Source organism: Mycobacterium sp., from assembly GCF_052144515.1.
GTDB lineage: Bacteria > Actinomycetota > Actinomycetes > Mycobacteriales > Mycobacteriaceae > Mycobacterium.
Map to the genome: position 1 here is coordinate 1 of NZ_JBKQQD010000103.1, position 15,147 is coordinate 15,147.

The 15,147-nt window shown below is 62.6% G+C and carries 16 protein-coding genes; 8 read left to right on the plus strand and 8 right to left on the minus strand.

Annotated elements, in window-relative coordinates:
* Nucleotides 1–293 (minus strand): hypothetical protein (locus ACLP9N_RS05770; protein ID WP_442406485.1); only part of this gene is annotated, 293 nt, incomplete at its 3' end.
* 338 nt (nucleotides 294–631) lie between these two features.
* Between ACLP9N_RS05770 and ACLP9N_RS05775 the strand changes: the two genes are divergently transcribed.
* On the plus strand, nucleotides 632–2,176 hold the full coding sequence (locus ACLP9N_RS05775) for a glycosyltransferase family 87 protein (protein WP_442406486.1): 1,545 nt from the start codon (nucleotides 632–634) through the stop codon (nucleotides 2,174–2,176).
* An 82-nt stretch (nucleotides 2,177–2,258) separates the two neighbouring features.
* Here ACLP9N_RS05775 and ACLP9N_RS05780 read toward each other — a convergent pair whose 3' ends face one another.
* The 4 genes from ACLP9N_RS05780 to ACLP9N_RS05795 all read right to left on the minus strand — a co-directional run bounded on the left by ACLP9N_RS05780 (nucleotide 2,259) and on the right by ACLP9N_RS05795 (nucleotide 6,138).
* Nucleotides 2,259–2,873 (minus strand): class I SAM-dependent methyltransferase, encoded by a 615-nt coding sequence (locus tag ACLP9N_RS05780; RefSeq protein ID WP_442406487.1) that lies wholly within the window; start codon nucleotides 2,871–2,873, stop codon nucleotides 2,259–2,261.
* A 3-nt stretch (nucleotides 2,874–2,876) separates the two neighbouring features.
* Entirely contained in the window at nucleotides 2,877–3,707 is an 831-nt protein-coding gene (locus ACLP9N_RS05785; RefSeq protein ID WP_442406488.1) for a class I SAM-dependent methyltransferase, read from the minus strand.
* A 10-nt stretch (nucleotides 3,708–3,717) separates the two neighbouring features.
* Nucleotides 3,718–4,869 carry a dTDP-4-amino-4,6-dideoxygalactose transaminase gene (rffA, locus tag ACLP9N_RS05790; protein WP_442406489.1) on the minus strand — a complete coding sequence of 384 codons (1,152 nt, stop codon included), beginning with the start codon at nucleotides 4,867–4,869 and terminating at the stop codon, nucleotides 3,718–3,720.
* A gap of 348 nt (nucleotides 4,870–5,217) precedes the next feature.
* The gene (locus ACLP9N_RS05795) at nucleotides 5,218–6,138 is read right to left on the minus strand and encodes a methyltransferase domain-containing protein (RefSeq protein ID WP_442406490.1); all 921 of its coding nucleotides are present in this window, start codon (nucleotides 6,136–6,138) and stop codon (nucleotides 5,218–5,220) included.
* 254 nt (nucleotides 6,139–6,392) lie between these two features.
* Between ACLP9N_RS05795 and ACLP9N_RS05800 the strand changes: the two genes are divergently transcribed.
* From ACLP9N_RS05800 to ACLP9N_RS05815, 4 genes are read left to right on the plus strand one after another with little or no spacing between them, the layout of a single operon-like run.
* Complete coding sequence (locus ACLP9N_RS05800; protein WP_442406491.1) at nucleotides 6,393–8,090, plus strand: HAD-IIIC family phosphatase; 1,698 nt, start codon at nucleotides 6,393–6,395, stop codon at nucleotides 8,088–8,090.
* Between the two features lie 10 nt (nucleotides 8,091–8,100).
* Complete coding sequence (locus tag ACLP9N_RS05805; protein ID WP_442406492.1) at nucleotides 8,101–8,346, plus strand: phosphopantetheine-binding protein; 246 nt, start codon at nucleotides 8,101–8,103, stop codon at nucleotides 8,344–8,346.
* Nucleotides 8,336–8,896, plus strand: a complete 561-nt coding sequence (locus ACLP9N_RS05810) for a GNAT family N-acetyltransferase (protein ID WP_442406493.1) — start codon at nucleotides 8,336–8,338, stop codon at nucleotides 8,894–8,896. The genes ACLP9N_RS05805 and ACLP9N_RS05810 overlap by 11 nt, the downstream gene beginning before the upstream one ends.
* Nucleotides 8,893–9,303 (plus strand): VOC family protein, encoded by a 411-nt coding sequence (locus tag ACLP9N_RS05815; RefSeq protein WP_442406494.1) that lies wholly within the window; start codon nucleotides 8,893–8,895, stop codon nucleotides 9,301–9,303. Before ACLP9N_RS05810 ends, ACLP9N_RS05815 begins: the two co-directional genes overlap by 4 nt.
* A 145-nt stretch (nucleotides 9,304–9,448) precedes the next feature.
* On the opposite strand, the gene ACLP9N_RS05820 is transcribed toward ACLP9N_RS05815, so the two are convergent.
* Together ACLP9N_RS05820 and ACLP9N_RS05825 are read right to left on the minus strand one after the other, a co-directional pair.
* Complete coding sequence (locus ACLP9N_RS05820) at nucleotides 9,449–10,393, minus strand: glycosyltransferase family 2 protein (protein ID WP_442406495.1); 945 nt, start codon at nucleotides 10,391–10,393, stop codon at nucleotides 9,449–9,451.
* A gap of 659 nt (nucleotides 10,394–11,052) precedes the next feature.
* Nucleotides 11,053–11,358, minus strand: a complete 306-nt coding sequence (locus tag ACLP9N_RS05825; RefSeq protein WP_442406496.1) for a hypothetical protein — start codon at nucleotides 11,356–11,358, stop codon at nucleotides 11,053–11,055.
* Here ACLP9N_RS05825 and ACLP9N_RS05830 point away from each other — a divergent pair.
* The 3 genes from ACLP9N_RS05830 (at nucleotide 11,347) to ACLP9N_RS05840 (ending at nucleotide 14,417) form a co-directional block, all read left to right on the plus strand.
* Nucleotides 11,347–13,299, plus strand: a complete 1,953-nt coding sequence (locus ACLP9N_RS05830) for an acyltransferase family protein (RefSeq protein ID WP_442406497.1) — start codon at nucleotides 11,347–11,349, stop codon at nucleotides 13,297–13,299. The genes ACLP9N_RS05825 and ACLP9N_RS05830 overlap by 12 nt on opposite strands.
* 312 nt (nucleotides 13,300–13,611) lie before the next feature.
* Complete coding sequence (locus tag ACLP9N_RS05835; protein ID WP_442406498.1) at nucleotides 13,612–14,190, plus strand: GDP-mannose 4,6-dehydratase; 579 nt, start codon at nucleotides 13,612–13,614, stop codon at nucleotides 14,188–14,190.
* Between the two features lie 50 nt (nucleotides 14,191–14,240).
* On the plus strand, nucleotides 14,241–14,417 hold the full coding sequence (locus tag ACLP9N_RS05840) for a hypothetical protein (RefSeq protein ID WP_442406499.1): 177 nt from the start codon (nucleotides 14,241–14,243) through the stop codon (nucleotides 14,415–14,417).
* 238 nt (nucleotides 14,418–14,655) lie between these two features.
* On the opposite strand, the gene ACLP9N_RS05845 is transcribed toward ACLP9N_RS05840, so the two are convergent.
* On the minus strand, nucleotides 14,656–15,147 hold a 492-nt coding region (locus ACLP9N_RS05845; protein WP_442406500.1), incomplete at its 5' end, for a serine hydrolase.

Genomic DNA, 15,147 nt, shown 5'->3' on the forward strand with positions numbered 1-15,147 from the left:
TGAACCAACAGCGCAGCAACGCAATACAACACCGGTGCCGCCGTAACCGGAAAAGGCTCCAGCACAGCCGCAATGACCCGCGGAATCACATGCAGGTATCCCGCATACGGCTCCACAAACGCCGCCAAACCACGGTTATGCGCCTGCGAGAGAAAAACCTGACCATCTTCGTGGTGGAGGGCCGCATAACGAAGCCGCGGACCGGCACGCAAGAACAGCAGGCAAGCACCTAACCCCGCAACGGTGAAAGGAAACGAGATTCGATTCTTCCGTGGCGCCTCTGCTGACTTCACTGAGTCTCCGTGTACCGCTTTACTGTGTCGGCGTACCAAGCCCATGCAATCCCAACCGCCACCCCGGGTATGGAGCCGGCCACGAACCCGGTAGCGCTGCGGCCCTACGACCTTACCTAAGGGCTCACAACGTCGTGGCACAAATCGCCCACCAGCACCTGATCACCTGCGCCGTTCAATCCTGTGGCAAAGCAGGGAGCCAAACACCCACCGCTCAGAGGCTTTGTAAGATTTTTTGATACCGGGTCGATGCCGGAGGCGTTGCCGATAGACTGCCGGGCGGCTGAGCCGAGAGCCGTGCTTCGGCAACTGTTTCCGGCCGACCGGAGGAGAAGGCAGTGAACCGACCGCCCGAGGTGCTACGGAGTGCAGTATCGGCGGTCCGGGCTTGGTTCCCCATGCTAGCCAGCCAGTCGGAGCGCAACGTCCTGCTCGGCACCGTCCTGGTGGCGTCGGCGATTTCGGCTGCGACGGGCTTCGTGTTGACCCAGTACTACTCGATTGACGTGCTGTCGTCCCTGGTTTCCGTCCCCGAGGACTGCTTCCTCGATTGGGGCGCGCAGATCGGCCGGCACTGCTTCAGCGACTACGGATGGTCGCTTGGCCTGGGGATGGAGCCAAATCCCTGGGGCCAGCCCTATCCGCTGCTGCTGCCGTGGTACAACTACCAGCCGCAGGCGAATGGCTACCCCGCAGCGGCGATATTGACGCCGACATTGTTTGGGCTTTTCGGCAGATGGTTGCATGCGCCGCAACTGGGGCTATTGGCCTATGTACTCGTTTTGACGGTCGCCTGCCTTATTCCCGCCATCTGGGCGGCGCGCGGCGCTCGCGGTCTCGAACGGGTGGTGGTGTTTGTGGCGCTGGGCGCGGCAGCCATTCCGGCGTGGATGACAATCGACCGGGGCAATTCGGTGGGGTTCGTCGTGCCGATCTTACTGGTCTTTTTGGTGGCCCTGCGCCGTCGGCGGTGGGGGCTGGTAGCGATCATGGTGGTCCTGGCTGCACTAGTGAAACCGCAATTCGCCGTGCTGGGTGTCGCGTTGCTCGCGGCCAGGCAATGGCGGTTAAGTGGCCTCGCGGTGGTCGGGGTGTTGATCTCCAATCTCGCCGCCTACCTCCTATGGCCGCGGGACTTCCCGAAAACGATTGCCCAGTCGGGGCGTAATATGCTCGAGTTCGGTTCGTTGGTATCGAGCTCGTCGTTCCAATCCCGGGCAGATGTCTACAACGTGGCCTTCGGAAAGGGACTCCTCTTAATCCCTGATGCCATCAAGACCCGCGCAACCGGCGGGATACCTGACGGCTTCCTAGCCGGTCCGCGATCGATGATCGGCTCTATCGTGCTGGTTGTCGTGGTCGTATCCATTCTGGTTCTTGGGCGGCGTATTCCGCCTGTCATGGCGGGCATCGCGTTGCTGGCCACCGCCTCGCTCTTTCCGGCCGTGAGCGCCCGCTACTACCTCGTATTCGTGTTACCGGTCGCTGCGCTGCTGGCGCGGGACCCGGACGGGGGGCCTGGATCCGGGCTTTTCGACCGGCTCGAAACTATCGGCGGTCGCCGTCGGGCGGTCGGCTTCTGCGTGAGTCTGGCTGCGGCGCTGACCATCGCCCAGATCGCGCTGCCGGGCGCACCACCGATTTACGCGCCGATAGCGGGGCAGATGGGGGCTGTCGGCATAATCGGCCACAGAATGCTGGCCGTCACTACGGTGGGCTTGGCGCCGCTCCTGTGGCTGATTGCCTGCGCGGTAATTATTATCTCCTACGCGCGCAAGCCAGCCCCCGCACCGCCTAGTGACCGGCGGCCGGATCAAGAGGACCGCGAGAATACTGTGAACCACGGCCCGTCGGACCCCGCCGGGCCAACGACAGGGTCCTAGCCCACGTCTTCGGGTCTGATCGCGTATGGCTGCGCGGAGGACGCACGCCAGGGGTTACGCTACGCCGGCGCGTCGGCGTAGCTCATTGCGCTGTCATGAAGTAATAGGTGTACGGCGGAAATGCCTGAGGGACCACCGTGCCCTGCACATCGGCGAAGACGTCACGCACCAACGCCTCGTAACCAGCGGGCGATCGCACATGCCGACCACGATCGAGACCGATGAGAAGTCGCGCGATGGGGTTCTGCCGCTCCGTGAAGACGTTGTCCAGGGTGATCACGCGCCCACCGGGGCGAACTACTTGTCGCAGCAGCGTGAACAATTCGCTGGCCTGGGCATCGTCCATGTGGTGCAGTACGGCCGAAACGATGGCGATGTCGACCGGGGCGAGCAAGCGCGCCTCCGCCGGGCCGAAGAGGCCGACATGAAAGGTTCCGCGGTCGCCATAGGACTTGCGGGCCCTTGCCACGTAAGCGGCGTTGGGCTCCCAACCGAAGTACTCAACGTCCGGCAGGTGCGCGAGCAGATGCGCCGGTCCGCAGCCTATGTCCAGGACGCGATCCCCCGGCTGGGCACGCACGAAACGCTGCGCAAAGTCGCGCCGCCGTTTGTCCGCACCCATTAGACGCTGCAGGGTTCCGTATAGTTTTGGATCCTTCAGGGCCGAATAAAGGCCGTGTTTGCGTTCCGACGCCATTGCTCAATCCTTGCGGCAGACGGCAAGGCAGCTCGTGCCGAATGGAATGGTGCCACCCGTCTCAATTCGCTTCGCCTCGATATCCAGCAATCGATCCATGATGTGAGCTATCCGGCCTTCCGGTAGATGCTCGGAGGCTTGCAACTCGGTGTCTGTCGGTTGCCGCAGACCCAGCAGACTGGGCAGTGTCCTGAGTAGAAGTACGACTGGCGGCAGGGGGGCAAACATGTATGTGGCATATTCCGGCTGGAACCCGCTGCCGGTCACCGCGCGCGTCAGGCTTCGCAGCGTGTAGCGGCGAAAATGGCCGGCCGCGACATCATCGGCAGAGTGCAGGAAGGCGTAGGCGGGCACGGTAAGAAAAAGCAGGCCTCCTGGCCGCAGCAGCGCATGCACGCGCTGCAAGGCATCAGCCTCGTCCTCGATATGCTCCAGCACGTCGAACATGCCGGCGGCGCCGACGCTACCGGGAGCCATGCCGACATCCTCCAGCCGGGCACAGATCACCGGATCAACGCCGCGCGCCCGTGCCGCGAGGGCGCCGTCGATGCCAGGTTCCAGTAGGGCGCAACCAATTCCCTCCTCTATCAGCCCCTTTGAGACGTACCCGTTTCCACCACCGATATCCAGGAGCGCGCCCTGCGGCGCGAAGCAGCGAACGACACTTGCAATGCAACGGTTCCGGTGGCGGAACCAGAACGAGCGATCCTCGACCTGCAGGCAGGCCGCGTTACCGTGCTCGGGATAGGACACCGGGGCCTGCTGACGCGAAAACCAGATGCCGTCCGCGCGGCGCTCAAGGCCTGGGGCCAGGCTGGACAGGTCAAACGTCATGTGCGTTGTATCACCGGCCATGTCGGGTCCGATAGAAATCCAGCACCAGACCGGCCACCTCGTCTACCTCCTGGTCGGTGAGGTCGAAATACATTGGCAGCCTCACCAATCGCGCGCTGACTTCTTCCGTTATCGGCAAGGGCGTCTGCGGCACGCCGAGCGATTGCGCGAAGGGCGACGAATGCAGCGGCACGTAATGGAATACGGCGAGGACGCCGGCCGCGCCCAGATGCTCGATGAGCGCAGTGCGCTCCTCGATGTCGGCAGTCAACAGATAAAACATGTGGTAATTGCTGCTGCAGTGCTGCGGCACCACCGGAAGCCGAATAAGGCCGCGCTCCGCCAGTGGTGCCAGCATCGCGACGTAACGGTCGAATATCTCGCCACGACGCCTGGTTATCTTTTCCATGTTCTCGATCTGGCCCACCAGGAATGCGGCGAGCATGTCGGAGAGGACGTATGACGAGCCCACATCCACCCAGGTGTATTTGTCAACCTGGCCGCGCATGAACTGGCTACGGTTGGTGCCCTTTTCACGCAGGATTTCGGCACGGCCCTGCAGGTCCGGATCGTTGATGACGAGTGCGCCGCCCTCGCCGCAGGAAAAATTCTTGGTTTCGTGAAAGCTGTAGCAGCCCAGCTGACCGATCGTGCCCAGCCACCGATCCTTGTACCGGGCGTGCGCGCCTTGGGCCGCATCCTCTACAACCAACAGGTTATGCCGGTCGGCAATGTCCATGATTGCGTCCATCTCGCAAGCCACCCCGGCGTAGTGGATCGGAAATATGGCGCGCGTGCGCGGAGTGATTGCCTGCTCGATCAGGCGCTCGTCGATGTTCAGCGTATCTGGCCTGACATCCACGAACACGGGCTTTGCACCCCGGAGCACAAACGCGTTGGCGGTCGAAACGAACGTGTAGGAGGGCACGATCACCTCGTCACCCGGCTGCAGATCGCAGAGCAGCGCGGCCATTTCGAGCGCGGCCGTGCAGGATGTGGTCAGCAACACCCGCTCCGCACCAAAGCTTTTCTCCAGCATGGCCTCGGCGCGCCTGGTGAAGGGCCCGTCGCCGCTGGCATGCCCGCCGGCGAGGGCCTGGCTGACGTAGGTCAGCTCCGACCCGACGATGGCAGGTTTGTTGAACGGGATGCGGATGGTCACCAGCTAATTCTTACGCAATCCCATCAGCGGTCCTGCCAAACGCACGAAATATCGATACTTTCGCGTCAGTAATGCCATCAGCGGCGGCCACCTAGGCCCCGCGGGCCTGAATGGGCCCAGCGACGGACACCCTCTGACCGGCAAAGGCCCACGGAGCGATCGGATCAAAGCAATAAAGGATGGCATAGCAGGCAAGACACCGTCGCGAGATGTGCAATCGGTCGCGGCTATGGCAAAGGTGGGACCGCGGTTTGCAACTTGGCTGGACAGGATGCCGACGGTGAAGATGGTTGTGATCGCGCCTCGCTGCCCCTGATTCTCAAGCGTGTGAGCGCGCGGCCATGCGGATCAGTCTAACCGCATGGCCGCCTCCCATCCGCCTACAAGACTCCATCGAGGCGAATGGTTGCGACCCAGAAAAACCTGTTCCAGCCTCGCGGGCGCCTTCAGCGCATAGGCGACAAGTGTCCGCGCAGGCGACCGCGTGAACTTTGTCTCCGCCACCGAGGGTCGCGACGAGAGCAACTCGCCTCTTTTCCCGAAGGTCTCGAGGAACCTGCACCAGAAGAGGCTGCCCATGTCATGGACATGTCCTGGATAGGTGATGTCAATCAAAGGGATTAAACGTGCCAAGGGCACGATGCATGGAGTGCGGGCATACATGTACGCGCCCCTGCCTGCACGGTCGAGGACTTGGTGAATCGCGGTATACGCGTCAGGTATGTGTTCGAAGATGGCACTGGCAAGGATCAGGTCATGCCCGCCTTCCACAGTTGAGATGTCCCGGTGCCCATCGATGGTGATATCACCCCGTCCTGGATCCAGCGGGTCAGAGTAGTCGACCAAATCAATCTTGATCGGCACGGAGTTTCCGTGCGACTGCAGCAATTTCGCTATCGCAACCGCAAGCGAACCGTCGCCGCCGCCGAAATCGAGAATGCGCAGCACCGTTGACCCACGCAGGTTGGGTATGGCGCGCAGCACGTGGCGCGCCACGCGAAATGGGTCGTCGAGCGTATTGTGCTCGGAGGCATCATCCGAGTAGTACTCGGCATAGTAGGCATCTAGGATTTCGGGCTTCGGCATATGCGAGGCGGAAGCCGCCCCGCATATTGCGCATTCCAGCATTTCGATGTCAGGCGCGCGCTGAATGCGGTATACAGGCCGGCGCGGCTGCGACGAGTGGCAGACGGGACACATTTCGCGCGCGTCTTCGATATCTAGGGCGCCAAGCCGCTTGCCCCGGTGGAACCGTGTCGCCTGGACCATTGGTTATCCTCCCGACTGGACGTCGAACGGCGGGGTGGTAGAGATAACTAGCCTCACACGCGAAGGCGATCAAGGTACCGCAATCGACGACAACCGGCGTGGAGCCCGGCCTCTCGCTAGCCAACCATGTCGACAGCGTAATCTCTGCCCCATCCAAATTCCTTCCGCCGCCCTTGTTCCCAACCTCCGGACCGATTTCCCCGAACCTACCTCCCGCCTTGCCAACTGCCAGTGCCTTGACATAGGACATACTCGTGAGCGCTAGAGAGGGCCGGTACGTCGAGCGGTTCCGCGCCAATGAGATCCTTACCGCACCCCGTCCACGTCGGGCGGAAGTCACGGCTTTGAATATCGAAGAACCGGTAAAGGTAACCGGCACTGTGGCCGTATGGCGGAACCATGCCATTGAGCCGCTTCAACCGCTGCTCGTTCCGTTCCTTCAGATGGCTGGCCTCGACCTTGAGCTTGTACTTGGAGGGTACGACGATACCCTCGCCCTCCCGCCCAGCGGCGACGCATTGCTCGACATCGTCTGGTTCGACCTCGACCGTCTGGCGCTCGGGGACGACGAGGCGCGGGACTGGTTTGTGAGTCGGGTCGCTCGGTGCGCAGCGTCCGCTGGCGGCCCAGTGGTAGTGGTCCCCATCTCGGAGCGGCGTGCCCACACTTCAGCGACAGTCGAACGGCTCCAGGAATTGCATGGCGTCCGCTGCGCCGACCCCTGGACCGTTTGCGACGAGATGGGCGTTGGCCTTCTCGACGAACGAACCGCCGCCCTCACAGGCACTCGCGTCTCCCGGGACGCGCAAGTTCAACTGGCACGTGCGCTTGGCGCACGATGGTTGCCTGCGGCCGTGCTCGCTCCCAGCAAGATGCTGGCGATCGACCTGGACGAGACGCTACACCGAGGTGTGCTCGGCGAAGATGGCGTCGAGGGCGTCTCCGTTACGCCCGCGCACGCCAGGCTCCACGCCTATCTGAAGGAGCTCGCGGCGGGCGGCTTGCTACTGGCCCTCGTGTCGCGGAACGAGCCCGAAGACGTCGAACGCCTCTTCACCGCGAGGCGGGCGGACTACGGTTTGGCTCTCGACGATTTCGTCGCCGTCCAGGTTTCTTGGGGTTCTAAAGCCGATGCGGTGCGTCGCGCCGCTTCCGCGGCCAGGATTGCTGAGGACGCGGTTGTATTCGTCGACGACAACGCAGGGGAACTCCTCACCGTCGGGCTCCAGTGCCCCGGCGTTGCGCTTATCCATGCGCGAGCCGACGCGGATCGGACAATTGATGCGCTGCGTTGGCAACCCGGTCTTTGGCGTTGGACGAGTGACGACGTCGCCAGTATCCGTGCTGGCGACCTCGCTGCGAATGCCGCCCGGGAGCGACTGCTCGTCGAAGCCGCAGATTTCGATCAGTACCTGCAGGAGCTTGGGGTTCGAGCCGAGATCGGCGTGGACAGGGTGGAGCAATTGACCCGGCTCGCCGACTTAAGCGCCAAGACGAACCAGTTCAACCTGTCGGTTGCCCGACTTGGTGAGGCCGAGCTGCAGTCGGCGATGCGGGACGAGGTCGCGAATGTGGTGTCGATAGCTCTCTCCGACCGCCTGTCGGACTCTGGCATCATCGCTCTGCTCGCCGTCCGGCAAGAAAGCGGGCGACTTCACGTCAACGAGCTCGCGATTAGCTGCCGAGCGATGGGCCGCGGACTTGAATCCTTGCTGATCAGCGAAGCATTCCGCGCGCTTCCCTGCTGGGATGACGTGCGCGAGGTTTGCTTCACTGTGCGTGGGACGGAGCGAAACCTCCCGGCTCGTCGGTGGCTTGGAGAGATTGCCGGCATCGGGGATGACGGCGTTGCCGGCGGAGAGGTCGTCGTCGATCGGGCCCGATTCGATGAGATTAAGGTGCCCGGCCTGGTGGCCATCTCGGTGCTCGGGCCCGACGCGCGTCCAAGCTAGGCTCGTCTGCATGCCAGCATCGGAAGAGGTCAGCCGCGTCGTCACCGCAGTCGTCGCGCGGATCCTTCAGATCTCCCCCGAGGAAGTGGCCCGAGTTCGCCGTGGTGAGCACGAGGCCTGGAACTCGCTGAAGCAGATCGAGATCGTCTTGCAAGTCGAGGAGGAGTTCGAGGTGCAATTTGAGGAAGACGATATCGCCGCGTTATCGGACGTCAAGTCGATCGTCGCAGCGGTCGACCGGGTCCGTGGCCATTAAGGCTGGACCGGAGGGGTTGGGTTACCGCCTCCGGCCGGTCGAGCGGCGGGACGCCGCGAAGATCCTTGAGCTCCGCACAGATCCGGAGCTCGGCCGGTTTCTCAACCCCACTGTTGGGGGGGTGGAGACGCAAGAAGTCTGGATTGAGGCGCAACGTGCTCGTGCAGGTGATTATTACTTTGTGGTCGAGATGCTTAGCGGCCATTGGGAGGGGGTTATCGGCCTCTATGGGATCGAGGACGCGAGCGGGGTATGGGGACGTTGGATTCTCCGACGTGGCTCACTAGCCGCGTCTGCCTCTGTGCTGCTGCTATTTGGCTTCGGATTTGACCAACTGAAGCTCCGGCGGATTTGCTGCGAGACGTATGAGGAGCATGTCGCAGCCATCAGCTTCCACGACTCGTGCAAATATACGAGCCGTTCTGAGCTAATCGACACGGCAGGGCGCCGCTGTGTCGAGTACTCCCTTGACATCGCCGATTGGCCGGAGTTTCGAGAGTCTCTGGCTCCGGCTGCCGAGCGAGTCGCCCGTCGTGGCGCGCGCTTGTGATTCCGATCGGCCGCTTTCATCACATCGGCGTCGCGACCGAGTCGGTGGCCCGAGACGAGGCTGTCTACGCGCAGCTTGGCTACCAACGCGAAGGCGAGGAGTTCGTGGATCCGGGCCAGGGGGTCCGCGGTCTATTCCTCGTGGGCCCCGGCCCACGCCTCGAGTTGCTTGAGCCCCACGCGGGGAGCACCACGCTCGAGCCGTGGCTCCGCGCAGGCAGCCGCCTTTATCACCAGGCCTACGAGGTCCACGACCTAAGCGCCTCGCTCGATTCGGCGCGAAAAGAGCTGCGAGCACACATCATTCGTGCGCCAATGCCGGCACCGGCGTTCGGCGGGCGTCCGGTGTCGTTTCTTATACTTCGCAACCGGTCAATAATTGAGCTCATTCAGGCGGACGTGCAGTGAAGTGTCGAACAGGGACGACATGAGACACGGAATCTGGTCTCGACTACTCCGATAGCATCGAACGAACGGATATTCAACCTTCCTATGGGAACGAAGCAGGTCGCCAGATATAGCTGGTGCAAGCTGATGCCCTGAAAGGCGAGTGTCAGTTTTGGCCGTCAGCACCATCACATGCCACGGTCTCGCTCACCAGATAGGTCGGCCGGTCCATCGTGCGGAAGTGCATGCGAGCCAGGTACTCGCCGATGATTCCAAGCGCAAAAAGCTGCGCCCCGGAGAAGATCGCGATTATGGAGGCTAAGAAGGCGAAACCCGGCACCTCACTGCCGTTGATCAAAAAGTTGGCGCCGACCCAAACAAAAATAGCGACGCCGAACAACACCAGGGCGAACCCTATAAGGCTGGCAATCTGTAGCGGTAGCGTGCTGAAGCCAGTCATCAGGTCAATCGCGTGGCGAATGAGGCGAGAGATCGAATAGCCACTGACGCCGGCCGCACGCGGCGCGTGCCGCACCTTGATCGTGGTGAAGCGAGTCGTCGTCCAGGTAAGCAATACGTCGATGAAGACGGTGGGACTGCGATAGTCGCAGAAACCATCTCGCAAGCGGGTGCGGAAAGCACGGAATGCGCTCACACTGCGCGCCGTCTCGGCGCCCATGGCGCTGGCCAACGCCAACTTCGTCAGGCGCGAGGCGAGGTCGCGCAGGAACCCATGCTGCTCAGTCTGCGGTGCTCCATACACGACATCGACATCCGGCCCAAGCGCCGCCAGGAGTGACGCTATCTCACTCACCGGATGCTGCAGGTCGTCATCCATCGTGATTATCACGTCGTAGCGCGCGGCGCGGATGCCGCAGAGCAGGGCATTGTGCTGGCCGTAGTTGCGGCTCATGCGGATGCCGCGTACGCGCTGGTCCGCCGCAGCCAGTTCGGTGATGATCGACCATGACTCGTCACCGCCGCAATCCTCCACGAAGATGATTTCGTACGTCGGAGCGATCTGCCCCATCGCAACGCTCAACTGGCGATGCAACTCACGCAGCGTCAGTGCTGCGCGATAAACGGGTATGACAACACTCACGGTCTGCACGGTGCCTCCCCGGTCGCAATTTGCAGTCTGTCCATACGCCCCTTCAACAGATGCCTCCAGGCCACAACGGCGAGCACAAACCTACCGGGCCGAGCGCTACGGAGGCGGTCGGCAAAGTCCGGGGACGCGACGAAATCCTTGCGAATACCGCTCCCCCTTGGTGTTGAACCCGCTACCACAACTGCTCGTTCATCCGCAGACCCTCGGCGCCGGGCGAAATATGCGTACCGTAGCCTCCCTATTCTTTCGCCAGATGACAGTAGGAGAGCATGCGCCCCCAGCAGCCGCCCCGGAGCTTAATTGAACTCCCCGCCATATCGACTCGAATTCGGAATCTTCGCTCAAGCGGCCGACAAAGCAGTCGGCTTGCGCACGAAAGGCGAACGCCACTCGCGTCGCAGGGTTGCCCAGCCTGACGAGGCTCCGATCCGATGTGGCCAGCCTGGCATCACGTTCCTAGAGGGCACGCGGTGGTGGCCCAAGTGATATGACAACGGCACCAGGATGCTCGGTCCCCTTTCAGGCTCGGTCGGCCCATCAGTCCGGCAACGAGCCCGCGCGACCAGAACCGGGTGCCGTCGATCTCACCGCCATTGGCGATCGCGCCATACGTCAGTGCTGGGGCGCGGACAGCCGTCACTACGTTCGCGGCCGGCATTTCAGCGTCCGGCAACGCATTTATCACTTCGCATGGCAGCCGGCAAACCTCGCAAGTACAGCGTGCGGGATCCACCAGACAGCTCGGCGACGACCTTGGATACCGCACAGTCGACGACCGCATTCACCATGTATGAACTGCGCTCCTGAATTAGGCTGGCTCGGTCGGCGCAGGGTTCGGGGAGGAGGGGAATATTTCTGACCTGAAAGCCGAAGTTCAGCCCGCCGAACGGGCCGCCGGCGACGTCCGCCGATTCGACATCCAAGGACTTCGAGCAGTCGCGGTCCTGCTGGTTGTGGCGTTCCATGCCGGTCTGCCGGTGCCGGGCGGGTTCGTCGGTGTTGACGTCTTCTTCGTGATCTCCGGTTTCGTGATAACCGCCATGATCCAGCGTGAACGGTCATCAACCGGACGCTTCAGGTTCGGCCGGTTCTACCTGCGGCGTTTCAAACGGCTGACCCCCGCTCTAGCGCTGATGGTTGCCGTGACGACGGTCCTGGCTTTCTGCCTATTGTCTCCGTTCGGCGCACAACAGCAGACAGCGCAAACGGGCCTCGGCGCAATGCTGCTAGCAGCCAATTTCGTGATCGCTATGAACACAGGCGATTACTTTGCCCCACCGGCGGAATCAAACCCTCTCCTTCATACCTGGTCGCTGTCGGTTGAAGAGCAGTTCTATTTGATTTTCCCCGCGGTTTTGCTGCTCGGTTGGGTGCTTTCCCGGCCGGGGCGACGGATCCCATGGATACGCGCGCGATCGATCCCGTGGATAACGGTCCTCGTCGGCACTATTGCCCTCATATCGTTCTGGCTGGCCATGGTCCGAGATCACGCATTCGTTCGGACCCCGCTATGGGCCTTGCACGATCTGTTTGGTCGGTGGTGGGACTTCGCGGTCAGCTGGAGCCTCGGGTTCTACAGCCCATTTGTCCGGTCGTGGGAGTTTGCAGTGGGCGCACTTCTTGCCCTTGCCACTACGAATCGCTGCCTTCGCTCCGACAAGCACGCCCACGTCCTCGCATGGCTCGGGGTAGTGCTACTTGCCGGGTCGGCCTGGCTGATCAACAACACCACGCCCTTCCCCGGTCCTTGGACACTGCTTCCGGTAGGGGGAACTCTATTCCTGATTGCAGCGGGCACCCATCACACCACCTGGGTAAACCGTGCCCTGGCGCTTCCAGCCATCGTCAAGATCGGCGACTGGTCCTACTCGATCTACTTGTGGCATTGGCCGCTAAAGGTGTTCGCCGCCGCCCTATGGCCGGAGGCCCGGTACGCAGGCACCCTCGCGGCAGTACTGTCTATCCTGCCCGCCGTGGCCTCTTACCGATGGTTGGAACAACCACTGAGACGGCTTGCACCGCGGACACCTCGACGAACTATCGCTCTCGTCGGTGCTGTGGTTTGCCCAGCCATCCTCTTGGCAGCGACTCTCCAAGTCGCTGCCAACGACTACTGGTTACCACGTTATGAAACGGAGGCCGTGGTCACTTATCAGGGCGACACGGGTTGGACCGACTTTTGGGCGCTCCTAGGCAAGACTTACTATCCGTGTGCGGACCGAGCCATTCGGGACAGCGCGACGGATGAAGCAGAGGGCACCGTTCGTTGCTGGCAATCCAAGCCTGGTTCTCATATAGATGTTGCCATCATTGGCGATAGCCACGCCGAGCACCTCTTCCTCGGTCTGGCGAAGGCTCTACCCAATAAAAACGTCATCTATTACCCGCCGTTCGGGCTGCCGGTGAGATCCGTAAGTGGCATGGACCGAATCATTGACCTCGTCGCGTCAGATCCAGCGATCGAGACGGTGATCGTGAGCGCGTGCTGGGCTTGTCGCGGCGTAAAACCGGATGAACTCGTCAAGACCCTGGAAGCCTTCAAGTCAAAAGGCAAATCTGTCTTCGTGACCGACGATGTTCCCATTTTTGGCTTCGACGCAGTGGCCTGCAAGTATCGCAAGGCTCCGATCCTGCCCTTCGCACAATGCAGCGAAGATCGGAAGCGGCTTGAGGCAAAATACGAAAGGTACTATCCGGAGCTTGAAGCGGCAGTAGACAAAGTGCCCGGAGTGCGTCTGCTCAACACGGCACATTACTTCTGCGATAATGACGTTTGCAGCATGACCAAGGGCAAAACCCTCTTATTCCGCGACTCAAATCACCTGAATAATGTTGGCAGCAGCTTTCTTATCAACCAGTTGATCACCGACTCCCCCCAGTTCAGGGCCGCACTAGCCCAGCCTTAACGGCATACCTCTGCACGCCTAGACCCGAATCGGCATCCGTTGCTCCATGGGACTCTGCCGGCCGCCCAATAGCATGAGTGTTCACCGAGACGAACGAGGAGATCTCATTTCCAGATTCCATACGGACGGATCGAGGGGCGAAGAAGCGCACGATCGGGACATCCGAGTTCTCCCAGGGTGCCACGCCGTTCGCCTTTCGGACGGTGAGACCCGGACGTTCGGGGCGGAAACCTACGCGAGGCTCGGCGCGCCGACGCCCGACCCACGGGCGGTCGTGCTCCGCGACAACACGGCCGAGTCCGGGCGATAGCGGTGCACTACCTGATCACCGCACACACCGGCTTCAAAGGACCGTGGCTGACGCAGCTCTTGCTCAGCCGCGGTCACCGGGTGTCCGGCCTAGCCCTGGACCCAGCCGACGGCAGCCTTTTCGAACGGGCGGGCCTAGCCGACCCGCTTGTCTCCGGCTTCCGGATCGACATCCGCGACGCCCAAGCCACCACGGCGGCAATAGCCTCGGCGGCTCCAGACGTCGTCGTGCACATGGCCGCCCAGTCGTTGCTTCGCGAGTCCTACCGGAACCCGCGCTACACCTACGAGACCAACGCTGTCGGCACGCTCAACGTGTTGGAGGCCGTCGCGGCCACCCCCTCGGTGCGCGCCCACGTCGTCATCACCACTGACAAGGTCTACCGCAACATCGACCAAGAGGCCGGCTACGTCGAAACCGACCCCCTCGGCGGCGACGACCCCTATAGCGCTTCCAAGGCGATGGCCGATCTGCTCACCCAGTCCTGGGTCCGCAGCTTCCCCGGCTACCCACGGCGATTGCCCGTGGCGGCAACGTCATCGGCGGCGACGTCAGCCGCGACCGGCTCCTGCCGGACCTGATCGCCGCGTTCGCGCGGGGTCAGGCACCGCTGCTACGCTTCCCGCGCGCGGTGCGGCCGTGGCAGCACGTACTCGACTGTCTCAACGGCTATCTCACGCTCGTCGACGCGCTGTTGAGCGGCTCCGGGCTGGGCGAGTGGAATTTCGGACCGGGCCGCGACAGCTTCGTCGAGGTCGGCCGGGTCGCCACGCTGGCGGCGGAGCTGTGGGGCGGCGGGGCGAACTGAGAGCTTGACGGCGGCGACCATCCTCACGAGGCGAACCTCCTCGCCCTCGACGCCTCCAAGGCGCAGCGCGAGTTGGGCTGGCGCAACCGCCTCGGCTTCCGCGAGGCCCTGTCATGGACGATTGACTGGGCGCGACGAGTAGACGGGGACGCCGACCCGCTTACGGTGACCAACGAGCAGATCGCCTCATTCGACAACCTCAAATAAAACTTCTCGTCCGACTAGAAGTTTCGGAGCCTCAGCCCGCGACGGCACCCGCGTCGGAATACGGCGCCCCGAACTCCGTCACCGGCTCGAAGCCGCGCTTCTTGGCGTTCACGGCCGCCCGCCTCAGCAAGGCGCTGATGCCGACGAACCCGGCATGGTCGGTCAGCACGAAAGGCGACAACAACCGGTTGTGCACGAACGCGAAAGCCAGGCCGGTCGAGGGATCGGCCCAGCCGAGCGAGCCACCCAGCCCGACGTGGCCGAAGCCCGGCATTACGTTCAGGAACGGAACACTGTGGTAGCCGAGGTTGAAGCTCATGGGAATCACCAGGTTTCGGTCCGGCCGCATGTCCCGCTGACCGGTCAGGCGCGCGACCAGTTCCGTCGACAGGAACCGGGTGCCGTCTATCTCGCCGTGGTTGGCGATCGCCCCGTACATCCGCGCCAGCGCGCGGGCGGTGACCACCCCGTTGGCCGCGGGGATCTCGGCGTCCAGCAACGGGGTATGACCTTGCACGGCCTC